Source organism: Mycobacterium sp. NGS16, assembly GCF_059813225.1.
In genome coordinates this window covers 147525-168090 of the sequence record NZ_JCALEE010000002.1, presented here as the reverse complement: position 1 = coordinate 168090, position 20566 = coordinate 147525, and the positions used below count along the sequence as shown (strand labels likewise).

Annotated in this window: 10 protein-coding genes, 1 tRNA gene and 1 pseudogene; 9 read left to right on the top strand and 3 right to left on the bottom strand. The window is 71.7% G+C overall.

Annotated features, from left to right (window positions below; genetic code table 11):
• Window position 1: 1 nt before the first annotated feature.
• Window positions 2-619 (bottom strand): GNAT family N-acetyltransferase, encoded by a 618-nt coding sequence (locus tag AC5Y4Q_RS06575; protein ID WP_234786580.1) that lies wholly within the window; start codon window positions 617-619, stop codon window positions 2-4.
• A 351-nt stretch (window positions 620-970) separates the two neighbouring features.
• Here AC5Y4Q_RS06575 and AC5Y4Q_RS06570 point away from each other — a divergent pair.
• Both AC5Y4Q_RS06570 and AC5Y4Q_RS06565 read left to right on the top strand, forming a co-directional pair.
• A pseudogene (locus tag AC5Y4Q_RS06570) lies at window positions 971-2092 on the top strand (PGRS repeat-containing protein); the annotation flags it as partial.
• Between the two features lie 525 nt (window positions 2093-2617).
• Window positions 2618-10015, top strand: a complete 7398-nt coding sequence (locus tag AC5Y4Q_RS06565) for a PE family protein (protein ID WP_499958749.1) — start codon at window positions 2618-2620, stop codon at window positions 10013-10015.
• A gap of 123 nt (window positions 10016-10138) precedes the next feature.
• On the opposite strand, the gene AC5Y4Q_RS06560 is transcribed toward AC5Y4Q_RS06565, so the two are convergent.
• On the bottom strand, window positions 10139-10753 hold the full coding sequence (locus AC5Y4Q_RS06560; RefSeq protein WP_234786437.1) for a GNAT family N-acetyltransferase: 615 nt from the start codon (window positions 10751-10753) through the stop codon (window positions 10139-10141).
• A gap of 182 nt (window positions 10754-10935) precedes the next feature.
• Window positions 10936-11904 carry an NAD(P)H-quinone oxidoreductase gene (locus AC5Y4Q_RS06555; RefSeq protein ID WP_064919907.1) on the bottom strand — a complete coding sequence of 323 codons (969 nt, stop codon included), beginning with the start codon at window positions 11902-11904 and terminating at the stop codon, window positions 10936-10938.
• Between the two features lie 43 nt (window positions 11905-11947).
• Here AC5Y4Q_RS06555 and AC5Y4Q_RS06550 point away from each other — a divergent pair, with 43 nt between their 5' ends.
• From AC5Y4Q_RS06550 to gjpA (AC5Y4Q_RS06520), 7 genes are all read left to right on the top strand, one after another.
• On the top strand, window positions 11948-12955 hold the full coding sequence (locus tag AC5Y4Q_RS06550; protein WP_165604321.1) for a MarR family transcriptional regulator: 1008 nt from the start codon (window positions 11948-11950) through the stop codon (window positions 12953-12955).
• Between the two features lie 449 nt (window positions 12956-13404).
• The gene (gene gjpA / locus AC5Y4Q_RS06545) at window positions 13405-14499 is read left to right on the top strand and encodes an outer membrane porin GjpA (RefSeq protein ID WP_064919881.1); all 1095 of its coding nucleotides are present in this window, start codon (window positions 13405-13407) and stop codon (window positions 14497-14499) included.
• Window positions 14500-14628: 129 nt separating this feature from the next.
• The gene (locus tag AC5Y4Q_RS06540) at window positions 14629-17064 is read left to right on the top strand and encodes a PGRS repeat-containing protein (protein WP_064919882.1); all 2436 of its coding nucleotides are present in this window, start codon (window positions 14629-14631) and stop codon (window positions 17062-17064) included.
• 99 nt (window positions 17065-17163) lie between these two features.
• Window positions 17164-17250, top strand: a tRNA-Ser gene (locus tag AC5Y4Q_RS06535).
• A 202-nt stretch (window positions 17251-17452) separates the two neighbouring features.
• Complete coding sequence (locus AC5Y4Q_RS06530; protein ID WP_064919883.1) at window positions 17453-17971, top strand: MarR family winged helix-turn-helix transcriptional regulator; 519 nt, start codon at window positions 17453-17455, stop codon at window positions 17969-17971.
• A gap of 230 nt (window positions 17972-18201) precedes the next feature.
• Complete coding sequence (locus AC5Y4Q_RS06525) at window positions 18202-18828, top strand: MarR family winged helix-turn-helix transcriptional regulator (protein ID WP_342707963.1); 627 nt, start codon at window positions 18202-18204, stop codon at window positions 18826-18828.
• Between the two features lie 587 nt (window positions 18829-19415).
• Complete coding sequence (gene gjpA / locus AC5Y4Q_RS06520; RefSeq protein WP_065019138.1) at window positions 19416-20564, top strand: outer membrane porin GjpA; 1149 nt, start codon at window positions 19416-19418, stop codon at window positions 20562-20564.
• The last annotated feature ends 2 nt before the right edge of the window (window positions 20565-20566 follow it).

The window sequence follows — 20566 nt, the reverse complement described above, 5'->3', positions numbered from 1 at the left end:
GTCAGGCCTCTTGGCGGTAGGCCGGAACGTCGTCGGGCGTTCTCGGCCAGGCGAACAGCGCGATGCGCTGGTCCCACTTCGGCACGTAGTGCTCGCCGAGGAACACCCCGCCGCGCCGCTCCCAGAACCGGCGCCCGTAGGAGCCCTCGCCGGCGAAGGTGTCGCCGATCACCCGTCGGCACTGCGGTTCGATCTCGAAGACGCTCTCCACGAATCCGCGGAACATGATCGCCCCGTGACCCTGCTCGACCATGTCGAGATCGGCCATGGCGCCGTGCAATCCGATGTCGTAGGGGTCGGCGTCGTAGACGGTCGACACCTCGTCCTGCGCGGCGCGGAACAGCTCCATGTATCCGAACGGTCGCCCATCGAGGAGCCACACGTACGGGCGCGAGTAGTTGCCCGCGAATTGGTTGGCCAGGTGCTGGCTCCACTGGTCCGCCGGGTAGTTGTAGTGCCAGGTTTCGGCCAGGTGCGGCCGGTTCATCCACTCGGAGATCATCTCGGCATCGCCGTCCGGGTCGGCGAAGCGCACGCTGTACGGCTCCGGGAATACCGGCAGCGGCGGGGCGGGAACCGCGCAGACCTCGTCGGGCACATCAACACGTTGCCGTGCCATTCGCGCCGTCATAGCGCAACCGAATCCGTTGTAACCGAACCGGTTTCGGTAACCATCACAAGTGCCTCCAGGAATGCCGTCGACGGCAGCGCCGTCGTCAATGGGTTTGCCAATGATGCCACGTCCCCTGGCGGGTGTCAGCGTCGAAGTGCCGCCCGGAAAAGGCTCGAACAGGCAACAGACCTTTCTTCAGCGGTGCCCAGATGCCGGCGCCGATAACCGCCAAACATAAACCGAGACAACAACACTGACATGGGTTCGTCGCAGAATAGGGAGTCCCACATGACTGACAAGCAGCACGGCAGAGGGCGTCGCGGTCTCACTGGCGCGGTTGGCCGCCGGCGCCGCCGGGTGGCCGCTGCCTCTAGTGCGGTGGGGGCGTTTTTGGCGTTTGGGGTGGCGCCGGTGGTGGTGGCGCCGGTGGCGGCTGCTGATGAGTTGGATTGGGTTGTTGATTTTCTGGGTGCGGATTTGGCGTCGGCGTTGGGGGATTTGAGTCAGGCGTCGTCGTGGGAGGCGTTGTTTGATGCGGCGTCGTGGGAGCCGTTGTTGGCCAGTGTGGGGTTGTCGTTTGATGCGTCGGTGGCTTCGTTGCCGGGGTCGGCGGCTGCTGATGACTGGTTTGGGTCGTTGTTTTATCAGCCGTTGCATGATTTGGGGCAGCAGTGGATTTTGAGTCCGTTTGGTGCTGAGGTCAATTCGTTTATCAATGCGACGTTCGGGTTTGGTCAGATCCTGATCGGCAATGGTGCGGATGGGATTGATGGCGGCACGTTGGCGCAGGCTGCTGGTGGTGCTGGTGGGTTGTGGTTCGGCGATGGTGGTGCTGGTGGCACCTCGGCTGATGGCGTCGGTGGTGTTGGTGGTGCGGCGGGGATGTTCGGCGATGGCGGCGCCGGTGGTGCGGGTCTTGATGGGGGTGATGGCGGCGCTGGTGGTGCTGGTGGCTGGTGGATGGGTGTTGGTGGTGCCGGTGGTGCTGGTGGCGCTGGTGTCGATGGTGGTGCCGGCGGCCAGGGTGGTGCTGGTGGTGCTGGTCTTGGGTTGATGTATGGGGTGGGTGGCAATGGTGGCGTCGGTGGTGATGGTGCGGTCGGGGCGGCCGGTGCTGCTGGTCTTGCCGGGTTAGACGGCGCGGTGGGTCAGGCCGGGGGCAATGGTGGCAATGGTGGTGCCGGCGGTAAGGGTTCGTGGCTGATCGGTTCCGGTGGCCAGGGTGGTGCCGGCGGTCAGGGCGGCAACGGTGGCAATGGTGGTGTAGGTGGCGATGGGGTGGATGCCACTGCGCCGGGTGCTGCTGGTGGTGTTGCTGGTGATGGTGGCAATGGTGGTGCGGCCGGTCATGGCGGCAATGGCGGTGCTGGTGGTGCCGGGGGCTTGTTGGGTGCGGCGGGGGTGTCTGGTCGCGGTGGTGATGGTGGTATTGGTGGTGCTGCGGGCCAGGGTGGCGATGGTGGTGATGGTGCTGATGGTGATGGCACCTATGTCGATGGTGGTGCTGGTGGCCGTGGTGGTGATGCGGGTGTGGCCGGTGCTGGTGGCAATGGTGGCCAGGGTGTCACCAACGGCAGCGCGGGTGCTGGGGGTGCGGCGGCTACCGGTGGTGGTAACGGCGGCCGCGGCGGCGACGGCTTTACTGCCACGATTGCCGGCGCTGCCGGCGGTGCCGGTGGTGCTGGGGGAGACGGCGGCAACCTGGGCAACGGTGGCGCCGGTGGCAACGGTGGTGACGGCGCGGCCGGGGTTGCCGGGCACACCGACAACACCGGCAACGGCAGCACGGGTCTCGCCGGTGGCAACGGTGGTGTGGGTGGCGCCGGGGGTGCCGGTGGTTCCCTGGCCGGCAACGGTGGCGCCGGTGGGGCCGGGGGCCGCGGTGGCACCGGGGGTGTCGGTGGTGCCGGCGCCGACGGCGTCACAGGCGCGGATGCCATCGCCGGCAGCGGCGCAGACGGCACAGACGGTGGTGATGCGAACAGCACCGGTGGTACCGGCGGCGTGGGCGGTGCCGGCGGTAACGGTGGTGTTGGTGGCGCGTCGGCGCACGGCATCGCCGGTGCGCACGGTGCCGGTGGCATCGGTGGCGACGGTGGCGCGGGCGGCAACGCGGGCAACGGCGGCAACGGCGGTGCCGGTGCCGGCGGTGGCAGCGCCGCGCAGGCCGGCGCCGGTGGCAAGGGTGGTGCCGGCGGTGCGGTCGGAACCGGCGGGGCCGGTGGCGCCGGTGGCTCCAGCGGTGATTCGCAAGCGGCTTCGGGTGCCACGGGTGCCGACGGCACAGGCGGCAACGGTGGCAACGGCGGCGTCGGCGGCAAGGGCGAGGTCCTCGGTGATGGCACCGTGCAGGCCGGTGGCCGCGGCGGCGACGGCGGGGATGCCGGCGCGGTCGGCAACGGCGGCACCGGCGGCACCGGCGGCCAAGGCGCCACCGGCGAGAACGGCTACACCAACATCAGCGGTAACGGCACCGCGGGCGGCACCGGTGGCGCCGGTGGGGCCGGCGGTACCGGTGGTGCGGGCGGCACCACCTCGGGCAACGGCGGCGCCGGTGGCGCGGGCGGCGTAGGCGGCACCGGTGGGGCCGGCGGCGGCGGCCTCGACGGCCAGGCGGGCACCGATGCGGCGGCCGGTAGCGGCGGCGACGGCGGCACCGGTGTCGGCGGCGGCCACGGCGGCGATGGTGGTCAAGGTGGCGTCGGCGGCCAGGGCGGCGCCGGGGGCACCGCCTCCGCAGGCAACGCCGGCGCCGACGGTCTCGGTGGCCAAGGCGGCATCGGCGGTGCGGCCGGAGACGCCGGCAACGGCGGGCGCGGCGGCGACGGCGCGGGCGGTGGCAATAACGCCACGGCAGGATCCGGCGGCCAGGGCGGTCAGGGTGGTAACCGCGGCACGGCCGGGGCCGGCGGTGCCGGTGGCTGGAACGCGGACAACACCGCCCAGGCCGACGACGGTGCGACCGGCGCGGAGGGCGCCGGCGGTCACGGCGGCGCTGGCGGCCGCGGCGGCGACGGTGAGCTCCTCGCGGGCAACATCCCCCAGGCGGGCGGCAACGGCGGTGCCGGTGGCGCCGCGGGCAACGATGGCGATGGTGGCGTCGGCGGTGCCGGCGGCAACGGCGTCGCGGGAGTCGACGGCACCACCGTCGGCCTCAACGGCACGACCGGTGGGGCCGGCTCGGCGGGCGGTAACGGTGGCCAGGGTGGCGCCGGCGGCACGAACTCCGGCAACGGCGGCGACGGTGGTGCCGGTGGGCACGGTGGCGCCGGGGGTAACGGTGGCGCGGCCCTGCAAGCCGACAACTTCGACACCGCCGGCGGCAACGGTGGCGGCGCCGGTGCCGGCGGCGCGGGCGGCGACGGTGGTGCCGGCGGGACGGCGGTCCACGGGACCGGCGGAACCGGCGGCGCGGCAGGCAACGGCGGCAATGCCGGCACCGCAGCCGAAGGCGGTCAGGGCGCGGGCGGCGGCGGTGGCGCCAATGCCGGTAGCGGCGGCAACGGCGGCGACGGCGCCGTCGGTGGCGCGGCAGGCAACGCCGGGGTCGGGGGCAACGGCGCCAGCCCGGGCGCCGACGGTGCTGCGGGCAGCGCCGGCACCAACGCCGACGGCGCCGACGGCGGTCGCGGCGGCGACGGCTACGGCTTCATCCTCAACACCGACATCGGGCAGGGCGGCGGCGCCGGTGGCCAGGGCGGCAACGCCGGCGCAGTCGGAAACGGCGGTGTCGGTGGTACCGGTGGCACCGGTGCAACCAACCACGGCTTCACCGACACCGACGGCAACGGCACCAACGGGTACGTCGGCGGTGCCGGTGGCGTCGGCGGCCAGGGCGGCGCCGGTGGCACCGTCTCCGGTGACGGTGGGGCGGGCGGCGTCGGCGGTATCGGCGGTAACGGTGGTAACGGCGGAGCCGGCGCGGACGCCACGGCCGCCGACACCGACGGTGGCAACGGCGGCAACGCCGGAGCCGGCGGCGTGGGCGGCAACGGTGGCCAGGGCGGCGCGGCAACCAACGGCACGGGCGGCGCCGGCGGCAACTCCGGCTACGGCGGCAACGGCGGCGTCGCCGGCACCGGCGGCAAGGGACTGGGTGGCGGCGGCGGCGAGACCGCCGGTAACGGCGGTAACGGCGGTGACGGCGCCGACGGTGGCCTGGCCGGCACCGTCGGGACCGGTGGAGCGGGCACCACTAACGGCGCCGACGGTCTCGCCGGCCAGGACGGCGTCGCCAGCGATGGCGGCGCCGGTGGCCAGGGCGGCGCCGGCGCGGGTCTGATCGACGACGGAACCAACACCGGCCAAGGCGGCGGCAACGGTGGTGCCGGCGGCAACGCGGCATCGGTTGGCAACGGTGGTACCGGTGGTAGCGGCGGTATCGGTGCGACCGTCGACGGCATTACCGGCGCTGACGGCAACGGCACCGCCGGCGCGGTCGGCGGTGCCGGCGGCGACGGCGGCGCCGGTGGCCTCGGTGGCGCCACCTCCGGTAACGGTGGCGCCGGCGGCAACGGCGGGGCCGGTGGTAAGGGCGGCGCCGGCGGCGCGGGCGCGGACGCGACCGTGGCGGACACCGCGGGCGGTAATGGCGGCAACGCCGGCGCGGGCGGCGCGGGCGGTAACGGTGGCCAGGGCGGTGCGGCCGGGGCCGGCATCGGCGGGGCCGGCGGTGACGCCGGCGATGGTGGCGCCGGTGGTGCGGCAGGGGCTGGCGGTACGGGCCTCGGCGGTGGCGGCGGCAGCAACGCGGGCGCCGGTGGCGCGGGCGGTAACGGTGCCGACGGCGCCGCGGCCGGCGTCGCGGGCCTCGGCGGCACCGGCACGGATGCAGACGGCGTGGCCGGCAACGACGGCGCCGCCGGTCTCGGCAGCGATGGTGGCGCCGGCGGCAACGGCGGGCTCGGCGCCGGCGTGATCAGCGGCACCGACACCGGCCAGGGCGGTGGTGCCGGCGGCGCCGGCGGCAACGCGGCATCGGCCGGCAACGGTGGTGTCGGTGGAACCGGTGGAGCCGGTGCGGCCGGCATAGCCGGGGTCACCGGCGCGGACGGCAACGGCACCGACGGCACCCACGGCGGCGCCGGCGGCGTCGGCGGTGTGGGCGGTGCCGGCGGAACCGAGTCCGGCAACGGTGGCGCGGGCGGTCAAGGCGGCGCCGGTGGTGCCGGTGGGAACGCCGGCCACGGCGCGGACGGCATCGGCGGCACCCCGGTCACTCCCGGGAGCGGCGCATCCGGCGCCGACGGAACCGACGGTGGCAATGGCGGCATCGGCGGTAACGGCGGTGTAGGTGGCGACGGGGGTGCCGGTGGCACCGCCAGCCACGGCAGCGCGGGCGCGGACGGAGCCGGCGGGGTCGGTGGCAACGCCGGCAACGCCGGAAACGCCGGAAACGGCGGCCGCGGCGCCGACGGTACCGGCGGCGGCACCGGTGCGGTCGCGGGCTCCGGCGGCAACGGCGGCGACGGCGGCAATCGCGGCGCCGCGGGCACGGCCGGCGCAGGCGGCTGGAACGCCGGTCACACCAGCCAGGCGGCCGGCGGGCACGCCGGTACCGCCGCGACCGGCGGCAACGGTGGCGCCGGCGGTAAGGGCGGCAACGGCGTGCTCCTCGGGGACGGCACGGCGCAGGCCGGCGGCGCGGGCGGTCACGGCGGTGACGCCGGAACGATCGGCAACGGTGGTGCGGGCGGCAACGGCGGCGCCGGCGCAGCCGGAGCGGTGGGATCGACGGCTACCGCCAACGGCGGCACCGGGGGCAACGGCGCCGCCGGTGGTAACGCCGGCAGCGGCGGCAAGGGCGGCTCGATCTCCGGTAACGGCGGTCAGGGCGGTGTCGGCGGGGCCGGCGGCAACGGTGGTGCGGGCGGCTCCGGCGTGCAGGGTCTGGCCGGGGCCGACGCGGCGGCCGGCAGCGGCGGCAACGGCGGCGATGGCACCGACGGCGGCAACGGCGGTAACGGTGGTATCGGCGGTAACGGCGGTAACGGCGGCCAGGGCGGCAGCGCCACCCACGGCACCGCCGGCCTCAACGGCTCCGGTGGTATCGGCGGCACCGGTGGGGCAGGCGGAGACGCCGGCAACGGCGGCCGCGGCGGGGCCGGTGCCGGCGGGGGCGCCGACGACACGGCCGGGCACGGCGGCAATGGTGGTGCCGGTGGCGACCGTGGCACCGCCGGGGCCGGCGGCAAGGGCGGCCTGAACGGTGACGGCGTCACCTACCGCAACGACGGCGCGGCCGGCGCGGCCGCGGGCGGTGGCAATGGTGGCGCCGGTGGCGCCGGGGGCAATGGCGCGCTCCTGGCCGACGGGATGACCGGCCAGGCCGGTGGTTACGGCGGTAACGGTGGCGCGGCCGGTGCGATCGGCACCGGTGGCGTCGGTGGTGCCGGTGGCCACGGCGGTAACGGCGTGATCGGCGTGACCGGCGGCGACGGCAACGGAACCACCGGCGGCAGCGGTGGTGTCGGCGGTGCCGGCGGCAACGGTGGTGCCGGTGGCACCACGTCAGGCGCCGCGGGAGCCGGTGGTGCCGGTGGTAACGGCGGCAGCGGCGGCAACGGTGGCGACGGCGTCCTCGGGGCCGCGGGAAGCAGCGGCGGCAACGGAGGTCTGGGCGGCAACGCAGCCGCTGGCGGCGCCGGTGGCCTGGGTGGCGATGCCGCCCACGGTGCCGGTGGTGTCGGCGGTGCGGGCGGCAACGCCGGCAATGCCGGCAACGGTGGCGCCGGCGGCAATGGCGGCAACGGCGGCACCGGAGCCGCCGCCGGTAACGGTGGTGTCGGTGGCACCGGCGGCGACCGCAGTCTGGGCGGTGCCGGCGGGGCCGGCGGTACCGGCCAGGGTGGCGCCCAGGCTGCCAACGGCCAGGGCGGTAGCAACGGCGCGGGCGGCGACGGCGGCGCCGGCGGTAACGGCGGTCACGGCCAGGCCTTGGCGGACGGCACCGCTCAAGACGGTGGTGTCGGCGGCCAGGGCGGTAACGCCGGCGCGATCGGCAACGGGGGCGCGGGCGGTGACGGCGGCGTCGGTTCGGCCGGTCTCAACGGAATCACCGATGGTTCCGGCGACGGCACCCACGGCACCGCGGGCGGTAACGGCGGTAACGGCGGCCAGGGCGGCGCCGGCGGTACCACCTCGGGTAACGGTGGCGCCGGCGGTGTCGGTGGTACCGGTGGAGCCGGTGGCCACGGCGGTGCCGGCGTCAACGCCGCCGACGGTGCCAATGCCGCGGCCAACAGCGGCGGCAACGGCGGCAACGGTGGCGACGCCACCAGCACCAACGGCAACGGTGGCGCCGGTGGCCACGGTGGTAACGGCGGGGCCGGCGGTGAAGCCCTCAACGGCAACGCCGGGGTGTCCGGGGCCGGCGGTATCGGTGGTGCCGGCGGCAACACCGGTGACGGCGCCAATGGCGGCAATGGCGGTGCCGGGGCCGGCGGCGGCGCCAACGACACCGCCGGTAACGGCGGTAACGGCGGCCACGGCGGCACGGCGGGCACGGCCGGCCAGGGTGGTGCCGGCGGTCTCAGCGGTGCCGGTGTTGCGGCCGGAAACGGCCAGGACGGCGCCATACTCGGCGGCGCCGGCGGCGACGGCGGCGCCGGTGGCAACGGTCAGATCGTGGGTGGCGTGAGCCAGGCCGGCGGCAACGGTGGTTCCGGCGGCGCGGCCGGGACGATCGGCCACGGTGGCGCCGGCGGTGACGGTGGGGCCGGTGCGGCCGGCTTGGCCGGAACCACCGACGCCTCCGGCAACGGCACCGACGGCGCGGCCGGCGCCGCCGGCGGTAACGGCGGCCAGGGTGGTGCCGGCGGCACCGTCTCCGGCGACGGCGGTGCCGGCGGCAAGGGCGGTCTCGGTGGTGCCGGTGGTGTCGGCGGTAATGCCGCCAACGGCACCGCGGGAGCCAACGCGGCGGCCGGCAGCGGCGCCAACGGCGGCAACGGCGGTGACGCCACCGGCGCGGCCGGTAACGGCGGGGCCGGCGGTACCGGTGGTACGGGTGGCGCCGGCGGTGTGGCCAACGTCGGCAACAACGGTGCCGACGGTGACGGCGGCCATGGCGGCGACGGCGGCGCAGGCGGCAACGCCGGTGTCGGCGGCCGCGGCGGCGACGGCGCCGGTGGCGGCACCAATGCCATTGCCGGAAGCGGCGGCCGCGGCGGCAATAGCAGCAGCACCGCGGGTGCCGGCGGCGCGGCCGGGGCCGGCGGTCTCGCCGGCGACGGCGTCACCCAGGCCGACAGTGGCGCCACCGGTGCCGGCGGCGCGATCGCCGTCGGTGGCACCGGCGGCAACGGCGGCAACGGTGTGACGCTGGGCAGCGGCCTCGCGCAGGCCGGCGGCAACGGCGGCGTCGGCGGCAATGCCACCGGCGAGTTCGGTAACGGCGGCGCCGGTGGTAACGGCGGCAACGGCGCCGCCGGCACCTCCGGAACCAATGCCGCCAACGGCGCCGGCGCGGCCGGCGGCAACGGCGGCAACGGCGGTGCGGCCGCCCAGCACGGCACCGGCGGCAACGGCGGCAACGCCGGTAGCGGCGGGGCAGCCGGGGCGAACACCTCGGTCGGCGCAAACGGCGCGGCCGGCGTCAATGCGCCCAAGGACCCGCAGGGCCAGGTCATGGCGGGCGGGACCGGCGGCAATGGCGCCAAGGGTGCCACCGGGTTCGCCGGTGGCGCCGGCGGCACCGGCGGTGTCGGTGGTGCCGGCGGCACCGTCTCCGGCGACGGCGGCCAGGGCGGCCTCGGCGGCAACGGTGGTGCCGGCGGTAAGGGCGGCACTGGCGGCAACGGCGGCGTCGGCGGTACCGGTGGTGCTGGCTCCCTCGGCTTGCCCGGGCGCCAAGGCGGTACCGGCGGTGAGGGCGGCCAGGGCGGCGACGGTGGTGTCGGCGGCAACGCCGGCCAGGGCGGCGCCGGTGGTGTTGCGCTGGGTGACGGTCAGTCCGGTGCGCACGGCGCCGGCGGTGTGGCCGGCAAGGGCGGCCTGGGCGGTAACGCCGGGGTCGGCGGCGCGGGCGGCGCCGGTGGCGCCGGTTACAACGGCCTCGTCGGCCAGGGCACCGGTGGCGGTGGCGCTGGTGGTGCCGGCGGCAACGGCGGCACCGGCGGCACCGGCGGTCAGGGCGGCGTCAACACCGACGGCACCCATGGTCAGGGCGGCTCCGGCGGTCAGGGCGGTGCCGGTGGCAAGGGCTCCAACGGTGCCAGCAAGCCCAGCAAGGCCGGCTTTGCCGGCCGGGGCGGCAACGGCGGCAACGGTGGTGCCGGTGGTGCCAATGGCGACGGCGTCCTCGGGTCGCCAGGCACGGCCGGTGTCCCGGGCGGCAATTCCAGCGGTAGCACCGTCGGTACTGGCGGCGCCGGCGGCGCCGGCGGTACGGGGGCCCCGTAAGGGCCTGCGCCGCAGGGACTTCCCGCAAACGAGCGAGGGCCCGGACCGACGAGTGTGTCGGGCCGGGCCCTCGCCCGTTCACAGACGTTGCCGTGGGCGTGCGGAAATGTCCCGTCGGCCGCGCTACGACGTACGGCGATAGGCCGGAACGTCCTGGGGGTCTCTCGGCCAGGCGAACAGCGCGATCTGCTGATCCCACTTGGCCATGTAGTGTTCGCCGAGGAAAACCCCACCCCGCCGCTCCCAGAACCGACGTCCATACGAGCCGGCGGCGTGAGCATCTCCGATGATCCGTCGGCACTGCGGTTCAGCCCGGAAGATGCTGGAGACCAACGGGCCAAAGATGTTCGCCCCGTGGCCTTTTTCAACCATGTCGGGGTCAGCCATGGCGCCGTGCAACCCCACGTCGTAGGGATGGGCGTCGTACACGGTAGAGATGTCGTCCTGTGCGGCGCGGAACAATTCCATGTATCCCAGCGGCCGCCCGTCGACGCTGTAGACGTAGGGACGCGAGTAGCTGCCTTCGAATTGGATCTCCAAGTGGCGCCGCCATTCGTCGGCCGGATAAGCGTAGTCCCACGTTGCTTCCAGGTGCGGCCGGTTCATCCATTCGGAGATCATCTCGGCGTCGCCGGCCGGGTCTGCGAAGCGGATGCTGTACGGCTCTGCCAGTACCGGCAGCGGGGGCGGCGGAACCGTGCGAACCTCGTCAGTGACGTCGGGCCGTTGCCGCGGCATGAGTGAACTCATCGTGCACCGGAACTCGGTGTAGCCGAAGCGGTTTCGGTAGCCATGGCAAGTGCCTCCTGGGAATCCGTTGACGGCAGCGCCGTCGCCAATGGGTTCGCCACTGATGCTACGTTGACCTACCGGTATCGGCTCCGCAATCCCGGTCGAAATGACACCCCGCACATTCGACGCTAGAGCGTCAGCACAACCTTGCCGGTCACCTCACCCGAGGACAGCAGCCGGTGCGCCTCGCCGACCTGCTCGATGGGCACCCGCGCGCCGATCACCGGCTTGATCCGGCCGTCGGCGAGCATCGGCCACACCTTGCCGGTCACCGCGGCCACGACGGCGCCCTTACCGTGCGGGCCCTCCACCGGCCGGCCGCGCAAGGCGGTGCCGATCACTCCGGCGCGTTTGCCGATCAGCTTGCCCAAGTTCACTTCGGCTTTGACCCCGCCCTGCATTCCGATGACGATCAGGCGCCCGTCATCGGCCAGCGCGTCGATATTGCGGTCCAGGTAGGCCGCGCCCATGATGTCCAGGATCACGTCGGCGCCGCCGGCCTCGCGGATCCTCGCGACGAAGTCTTCGTCGTGATAGTTGATGGTGACGTCGGCGCCCAGCTCGCGGCAGAACGCCAGCTTGGCCTCCGAGCCGGCGGTGACGGCCACCCACGCCCCGAGCTGTCGGGCCACTTGAATGGCGTGGCTGCCCACCCCGCTCGCCCCGCCGTGCACCAGCAGCTGTTGTCCCTCGGTCAGCCCCGCCGTTTGTACCAGATTCGACCACACCGTGCAGGCCACCTCCGGCAGGCCGGCGGCATCGACCAGGTCCACGCCGCCTGGAATCGGCAGCACCTGCGGGGCCGGCACCGCGACGTACTCCGCGTAGCCTCCGCCGGCCAGCAACGCGCAAACCTCTTGCCCGACAACCCAATCGGATACCCCATCGCCGACGGCGGCGACCACCCCAGAGACCTCCAACCCGATGGTGTCACTGGCCCCCGGCGGGGGCGGATACTTGCCGGCCGCCTGTAGCAGGTCGGCCCGGTTCACCCCGGCCGCGGCGACCCGGATCAGCACCTCGCCGGCCGCTGGCCGCACGTCGGCGACCTCTTGCCAGGACAACACCTCGGGGGACTCAGCGACGATGGCACGCATGCCGAACACGCTACTACCAGCCGGAATCGCTTAGCATGACGCTGTGCAGCGCCGCGAACGCCCCCGGACCGGGAGTGACCTGCCCGGCTTGGACCTCGCCGAACGACAAGCCTGGCAACACTATTTGGATGCCGTGCTGCGCTTCGATGCGCTGCTGAACCGGTTGCTCAACGCGGAGCATCAGTTGTCGGTGATCGACCTGCGGGTGCTGGACATCTTGACCAAGTCCGCCGACGGATCGGGTCGGATGGGCGATCTGGCCGGCGCGTTGGCGGCGACCCGGCGCCAGATGACCAAGCGGATCGACCGCCTGGAGGCGCGCGGGCTGGTGCAGCGTGAAGGAGACCCGCAGGACCGGCGCGGGGTGGTCGCGCTCGTCACCGATGACGGCCGCGCCATGGTCGACCGGGCGCGAATCAGCTACACGCGAGGTGTGGCGACCCACCTGCTCGGTCCACTGTCGGCCCGGCAGATGAATACGATCGCGGAGAACTGTTGGCGCATCAGGCAAGCCCTGAGCGCCCCGGATCGGCAACATGGCGTCGTCGCATCCGATCAGACCTTTCCGGAGGCCCCGAGCTGCTACATGCCGGGGGTCGACGATGCGGGTAAGCGGTGTTGGCACGAGTTCCTCGAATCGGCGGAGGCGCTGTTTCCGGCGATGCATGACCGCCTGCATGCCGCCCATCGGCTCGCGTTGATCGACGTGCTGTTGCTGGACCGAATCGCCAAATCGCCGGGCGGCGCCGTGCCGATGAGCACGTTGGGCGAGGCGTTCGCGCTGACGCCCAGTGGCGTCACCCAGCACATCGCCCGGCTGGAATCCGATGACCTGGTGCGCCGAGGACCGGGGCAGGGCGATCGGCGCCGTGTGGTCGCCGGGATCACCGCTCCGGGGCGGGCACGATTGGGGTCTGCGCTTGCCTGCTACGCCAAGGAGATTCGCAGGATGTACTTGGATCCGATGTCGCGCCCGCAGGCGATCGCCCTCGGCGACGCGTGTCGCCGGATCAGTGTTCCGCTGAAATCCGGGGCAGGGCGCCCGGCCTGACCCGTTCGCCGGAAGGCGGCGGCGCAAGGCGCTCCACGGCTGTCAGATGCCCCATCGCCCGCTCCGCCCGTTGACATGACAAGCACTGTGCGCCAACGGTATTCACCGTTCGTCCCAGGCCACGGCCGGCGCGGCGCGATGATTTCTACGAGAACCGTTCTCATTATTTGCTGCATCATCGGTCGCTGCTTCGCCTGGGGGGCAACCGGAACCGGTTACCCGCGAGTAGTTACCACTTGAAGTAGTTTCCGCGTGGTCCCGCCGTTACATCGGCTGCCCCAATTACGGCGCTGACGTGGGCATTCGCGGGGGCCAGCCGGACGTACAGACGATCGCGCCACCAAACGTGTTCGCGAATAACAACGTTCGATTAGAGACACTCAGCCCCCGCTTAGTTACGTTCAGCGCTGTTCAGAGCGTCACCACATTCACCTGTCGAGGAGTTCCCCTTGCACGCCACCATTCGCCCCTACGCCACCGCTGGTGTGGCACTGGTCGGAGCCAGTCTCGTCGCGGTTACCCCGCTGTCCGCGCCGCTGCCCGCGCTGCGTGACGTCCAATCCCGGGCGGTGGCGTTGACCAGTGCGTGGGATGACGTGCTCAATGCCGCCTCGGCCAACATGACCAGCCTGTTGAACAACTGGTACCTGGCGCCTGGGGTCGGCATGCAGCAGTTCTGGGCCAACCAGCTGGACTACTGGGACCAGTTGGCCAATGACCCATCGGGTTCGACCAATGCGGTCAACGAGGAGATTCAGACGCATCTCAACGCGGTGATCTCGGGCTGGGCGCTGCAGAACGAGACCGACGCCACCCACGCCACCGTGCTCAACCACACCATGGATGGCACCCATCAGCTGATGTTCGGTCAGGTGGCGGGCTATATCCCGGCCGATGTGGACAAGTCGATGATCATGCCGATCATCGACTACCTGGGCTCCCCGGCCAGCGCGGTCCTGATGGGCATGCTCGGCCCGGCGATCAGCCCGTGGATCGCGTTGTACAACAGCATCACCGACCACGACAGTTTCGGCGACACCCTGGCCAATATGTGGGGGGCCACCCTTAACGGCGCCACCCTGAATCTGGATGCGTTGTTGCCGATGATCAACGAGTCCGGATACTTCCCGGCCGGGATGAACATGGACCACCTCGACATCGCCTTCGGCGGGCTGCTGTCCCCGGGTGCCGTCGCGGTGGGCCCGTATCAGGTTCTTGGTCCCGGCGGTGAGGTCGCCGCCTCGGTGCCCGCGGTCGGCGGATCGATCTTCCAAAGCGTGGGCATCGAATTCAGCGGCGTGCCAGTCCTGGGCACCCTCGACCTCAACAGCGCCGGCATCGGGCCGATCGCCGCGTGGCAGGCCTGGGGCCAAACCGTCGGCGCGTTGTTGGGGTCGGGTTGGGATGGCAAGGGCGCGGTGGTGGTGACCCCGCCGCTGGCCGGCGCCGGTCTGCCGCTGCTGCCTACTGATGCCCTCGACGACGGCGGCAGCGGCGCCGCGACCGACGCGTTCGGCTGGCTCGGCGACCTGCTCGGCCTCTGATCTCCCAAAACCCTGTCCCCTTAGTTGCTTAGAGAGGCAACCCACAACATGATTCGTCACCACACCAGCCGCCGTCACCAGCGAGCGATCGGCTTCGCCAGTACCGTGGGCGCTTTCCTGACTATCGGAATGGCGCCACTGACCGCGGCACCGCCGGCCCAGGCTGATGAATTCGATTGGTTTGCTGATCTTTTCGATTCCTCGGCGTGGCTGGCCGCTGGCCCGGCCGATGCGGGCGCCTTCGACTGGACCTCGATGATCGATCAGTGGTTCTACGACCCGATTCACGCCTCGATGGAGGCCTGGATCAACAGTGATTTCGGGTCGATGGTCAACGGCTGGATCAACACCGCTGCGGGTCAATACCTGATCGGGGATGGGATCGACGGCACCGCCGAGAATCCCGATGGCGGCAACGGCGGCTTGTGGTTTGGCGACGGTGGAAACGGTTGGGACAGCACTGAAGCCGGCGTAGCCGGCGGCGCTGGCGGCAATGCGGCTGGCTGGTTCGGCGACGGTGGCGCCGGCGGTGATGGTGGCGCGGGCGCGAACGGCGGCGACGGTGGGGCCGGCGGGATCTGGATGGGCAACGGCGGCGCCGGCGGCAACGGTGGGATAGCCCTGGATCCTGCTGTTGCTGGCGGCAACGGCGGCGACGGCGGCAACGCGTCGGGGTGGTTCTTCGGCAACGGCGGGATCGGCGGTAACGGGGCCGATGGGCTGGCCGGCGCCGCAGGAACATTCGCCAACGGCGGCGACGGCAACGGCATAGCCGGCGGTTACGGCGGCAACGGCGGCGCCGGTGGGCGCAGCAGCTTCATGTTCGGCAACGGCGGCAACGGTGGCAACGCCGGAGCCGGCGGTAAGGGGGGCGACGGCGCCACCGGCACCGTCGATCACGTCGACGGCGGGAACGGTGGCTGGTCCTGGGGTGGCGGCGCCGGCGGTGCGGCCGGCGGGCGCGGCTCCTCCATCTACACCAGCCCCATGTACGGGCACGTCGGGCAGCTCGGCAACGGCGGCGACGGTGGCGACGCTGGTAACGGCGGCGACGCCTACCAAGACGTGAATGGCCACTACCTGGGCAACGGTGGTTCCGGCAGCGACGGCGGGATCGCCGGCAACGGCAACGTCGGCGGCAACGGCGGCCTTGGTGGCCACGGCGGCAACGGCCTCAACGGTGGCGCCGGCGGCTGGGGCGGAAACGGCGGCCAGTCCGCCGGCAACAACACCGGCGGCGCCGGCGGAAATGCCGGAGCCGGCGGAGATGCCACCGCGGGCACTGGCGGAAACGGCGGCTGGGGCGGCTGGGGCGCTCCATCCCAAGACGGTGCCGGTGGTGCGGGCGGTAATGGTGGCGCTGGAGGCAATGGGGCTACCGGCGACAACACCGTCAAGACCATTGGCGGCGACGGCGGCGGTGGCGGTATGGGCGGAAGCAGCCAAACGGGGGTCGGTGGGGCCAGCGGCGACAGTGGGGACGGCGGTGCCGGAACCTATGCCGGCGGTAATGGTGGTGACAGCTTCTTCGGTGCCGGATCGGGTGCCACCGGCGGGGCCGGCGGCCGCGGTGGCAACGGCGGCGACAGCACCGGCTGGGACGACGGAACCGGAACCATCTGGAGCCACGGCGGTAACGGCGGTAGCGGCTCGTCCGGCGGTGGTTCTTACGCCGGTGATGCTGCGGCCGGTGGCAGCGGCGGCAACGGCGGTGCCGGGGCGACCGGGCCGGGTGTCATCAGCGTGGGTGGCAACGGCGGCAGCGGCGGCGCCGGCGGCACCGCGTACGGCGGCGGCAACGCCGGTACCGGCGGTGTAGGCGGCAACGGCGGAAGCGGCACGGCATCGGGCGGCAATGGCGGCACCGGTGGCAGTGGCGGCGCGGGCATGGTCCTACTCGGCGGTAGTGGGTCGGGCGGCACTGCGGGCGACGGCGGTGCCGGCGGCACCGGCGGCGACAGCGGCGGCGTCATGATGCCCGCCAACAACCCCTATGGCACCGGCCCCAGCCACGCCGGCGACGGCGGCGACGGCGGCATGGGTGGCACCGGCACCGTCGGCGTCGGCGGCGAGGGCGGGTCCGGCGGGACCGGTGGTAGTGCCCTCGGGAGCGTCGACGCCGGCAATGGCGGTAACGGCGGCGTCGGCGGAACCGGCTACACGGGCGCGCCGGCAACCAATCCCGCACACGCACCCGGCGGCAACGGCCACGACGGTGGCGTCGCAGGCAATGGAGGCCAAGGCGGCGCCGGCGGCAGCGCAGTCGACGGCAACGGCGGGAACGGCGGTGCCGGCGGCAAGGGCGGCACCGGAGGCGCCGGCAGCCGCGGCGGCAACGGCGGCACCGATGCCGAGGGCAACACCCTGCCCGGCGGCAACGGTGGCGACGGCGGCACCGGCGGCAACGGCGCGGCCGGCGGCGCGGGCGGCACCAGCACCAGCGGCACCAGCGGGGCGCACGGCGCAGCCGGGGCGGCCGGAGCAGGCGGCGCCGGCGGCGTGGCGGGCACCGGCACCCCGCCGGGTCAGCCCGGTACCGACGGCGGCAGTGGGCAGCCCGGCTGAATCGGCCACGAGCAGTCGCAAACTCGCACCAAAACGCCCGTATGCGTACGAGTTTGCGACAGTTCGGGTGCACCGGCATGGCCAAGGTACGATTCCCGCGGTGGCGTGGCAGAGCGGCCTAATGCACTCGCCTTGAAAGCGAGAGACGGCTAAAACCGTCCGGGGGTTCAAATCCCTCCGCCACCGCCGTTGTGATGAGTCGCGTCATCGGTGACAGATCACCCCGGTCTTTGGTCGGGTGCGCTGCCGTGGCTAGCGTGCCGGAACTGTGCGCCGTAGTGCCCGGCTCCCGGCGACAACCATTGCCCTCGAACGGGACAACCCGACGCGAAAAATTTCCGACAAAACGGAACCCAGTCGGCCAGCGGGGCTCGATTAGCATGACGGCATGCAGCGTCCTTACCGTCGTCGTACCGCCAGTGACCTGCCTGGATTGGACATCGCCGAACGCAAGTCCTGGCAGCACTTCTTGGATGCCGCACTGCGGTTTCACACCGCGATGGACCGGCAGCTCGCAGGGGCGCATCAGCTCTCAGTGATCGACATACGAGTGTTGGACATCCTGGCCAGATCCGCCGACGGCACCGCACGCATGGGTGACCTGGCTGAGGCGTTGGCCGCCAACCCGCATCACATGACCAAGCGGATCAAGCGGTTGGAGGAACGCCAGTTCGTACACCGCGAGCCGAATTCTCTGGATCGGCGCGGCGTGGTGGCCAGGATCACCGACGAGGGCCGGCAGGTGGTGGCGGTGGCCAGCCACAGCTACGCCCACGGTGTCCGGACCCATCTCATCGGCTCGTTGTCGCGGCGGCAGCTTTCTACCCTTGAAGAGAACTGCCGACGGATCACCTCCGGGCTGAAGCCGGACAGCTCTGCCTCGCCGATCCCCGAGGCGTTGGGATAGACCTTGCCCAGCCCGCGGGCCGTGCTGTCGGTGGTTAACGAAGACCCGGCTTCACAACACCTCGGTGCAGTAATGAACCGCGGGTCCCGGGGCGTCGGTTACGCTGCGGAATGCGCTAGGACCAGATTGGAAGAAAGTTACCCAGGAGTTATTTTCCGGTTGAATTAACCAGGATACTTTGGATTATTTGCGGGGACGGCGACGCCAGGCACCGTCAGCAGCGCTGACGAGTGTTCCACAAGTTTGCGGCCCCCTCGGAGTTACGCCAGATCTTTGCGGAAAGCGTTGCTGCCACGTCGATTTCCGCAACCGCTGCGGGATCTCGTTCGGTACCGTCGCCCGGCGTGGAGCGGACAGGTATTGAGCCGTCGATGATTCGGCTGCCGGGCCTCGATGACGTCGAGCAAGAAACATGGCAGCAGTTTGTCGAGGCGTCGATGGGCCTGTTGGCCGTGCTGAACCGGCACCTGATGGAACAGCACCGGCTCAATCTGTTCGAACTCCGGTTGCTGGACTTTCTGACCAAATCTGACAACGGGTCTGCCCGGATGAGCGAACTGGCCGAGGAGTTGATGCTGTTGCGCAGTCGGGTGACCTGGCTGACCGGCCGCCTGGAAGTCCGCGGGCTCCTCCACCGCGTTCGCAGCCCCGGAGATGGTCGGGGAGTGCTGGCCGAGATCACTCCCGATGGACGGATGCGGGTCAGGGAGGCCACCAAGACTTACGCCCAGCAGGTTCGGTTGCTCTACGTGAATCGGATGTCTCGACAACAGATGCTCGCCCTCGGCGCCAGCTGCGATCAGATCAACACGTCGTTGAAGGCAGCAGGTCTCCCGGCCAAGCCCGGGCACCGCTGAGCGCGCCTGCCCTGGCTTCACGGCCGGCGGTGCCGCCGCACGCGTCGCCCGGCTCACGGCTGGGACATGGCTGGCAAAATCCTGCGAGTTTCTCAGTACGTTCGCACTGCCATCCATCCCAGCATCCGATGTTCCTCCCCTTAAGCCGGTCGATCCACGGCGAGGAGTGCATCTTCGGGCCCGGGTAGCCCGGGTTCCCGCGGTTATCGATAGTTTGCCCGTATCAGCGGGCGCGCTGCGATTTCAATACTTGACACCTGTTTCCGAAATCCTCGCAGGGCGGTGGTCTACCGCCACTACATCCCCAGTTCAGCGGCAATTACGCGCCGACGAGACGCGAAATCCGGCGGGATGAACGTGTTCCAGTTACTACCGCCCGGTAATTTCCAGTCGAACCATCCGGCCTTCGGGAATCATTTGCTGTCGCCGCGAGCGATCCGCATTACCTGCGGATTTGCCGCAGTGGTCACATTGCCGAAGAAGTAGGCGGCGGCACAGTTTCGAGAACTGACCCGTCAGCGACGTGTTTTTCAGGTTCGCCTCAGTTACTTTTCGTGTGCTGAGTCACAAGACTGAAGGAGTCCCCCTTGCACGCCATTCTTCGCCCCTACGCCACGGCCGGTGTCGTCATCGCCGGGACCGGCCTGATCGCGGCCACACCGGTAGTGTCGCCGGCGCCCGCGGTCCCCACGGTCGTTGACGTCGCGCTCACCGCGGGTGGGGGCCTGCCTGAGCTGGCCGACCCGTGGGTGGACGTGTTCAACACCGCCTCCGCCAACGCCACGACCCTGCTCAACAACTACATGCTGGCGCCCGAAGTGGCGTTCCAGCAGCTGTACGCCAACGTCATGGGTTACGCGCAGCAGTTCCTGGACGACCCGAGCAGCAGCACGCTCGCCGCCATCAACACGGCGATCCAGGAGCACTGGGTGGCGGTGCGCGACGGCTACACGCTGCTGGGGGACGTCGACAAGGCGACTTCGGACATCGTCAGTCACCACACCCTCAACGGGGGCTCGGCCCCGACGGGCCATCTCTTCCTGTTCGGTCAGGTCCCGGGCTTTCTGCCGCCCGACGTGGACAAGGACATGGTGTCGCAGGTTCTCAACTTCCTGGCTTCACCGCTGTCCGGAATCATCATGGGTTCGCTGGGGCCGGGCATCAGCCCCTGGATCGCCATGATGAACAGCATCAACGACGGCGACAGCTTCAACGAAGTCCTCGCCGCGACCTACGGCGGCTTCCTCAACGGCGCCACGCTCAACCTCGACTCGATCCTGCCGATGATCAATGACGCGGGGTTCCTCCCGAACGGCATGAGCCTGGACCACTTGGAGGTGGCCTTCGGTGGCCTGCTCAGCCCGGGCGCGGTGACCGTCGGCCCCTATCAGGTGCTCGGCGCCGGCGGCGAAATCGAGGCCGCTGTTCCCGCGGTGGGCGGCTCCATCTTCAACTCGCTCGGACTGGAGATGGTGGGTGTCCCGGTTCTCGGCAAGATCGCGGTGGACGGCGTGGGCGTTGGCCCGATCGGCGCCATGCAGGCATGGGGACAGATCGTCGGGGCGCTGCTGGGCTCGGGCTGGGACGGTAAGGGCCCCGTTGTTGTGACGCCGCCCGGGGTCGGTGTCGAGCTGCCCACCATCCCGGACGACTTCCTTGACGACGGCGGACTGAGCGCACAGGCCACCGACGCGTTCAGCGGGCTGCAGGACCTGCTCAACGGCATCTTCGGCTGACC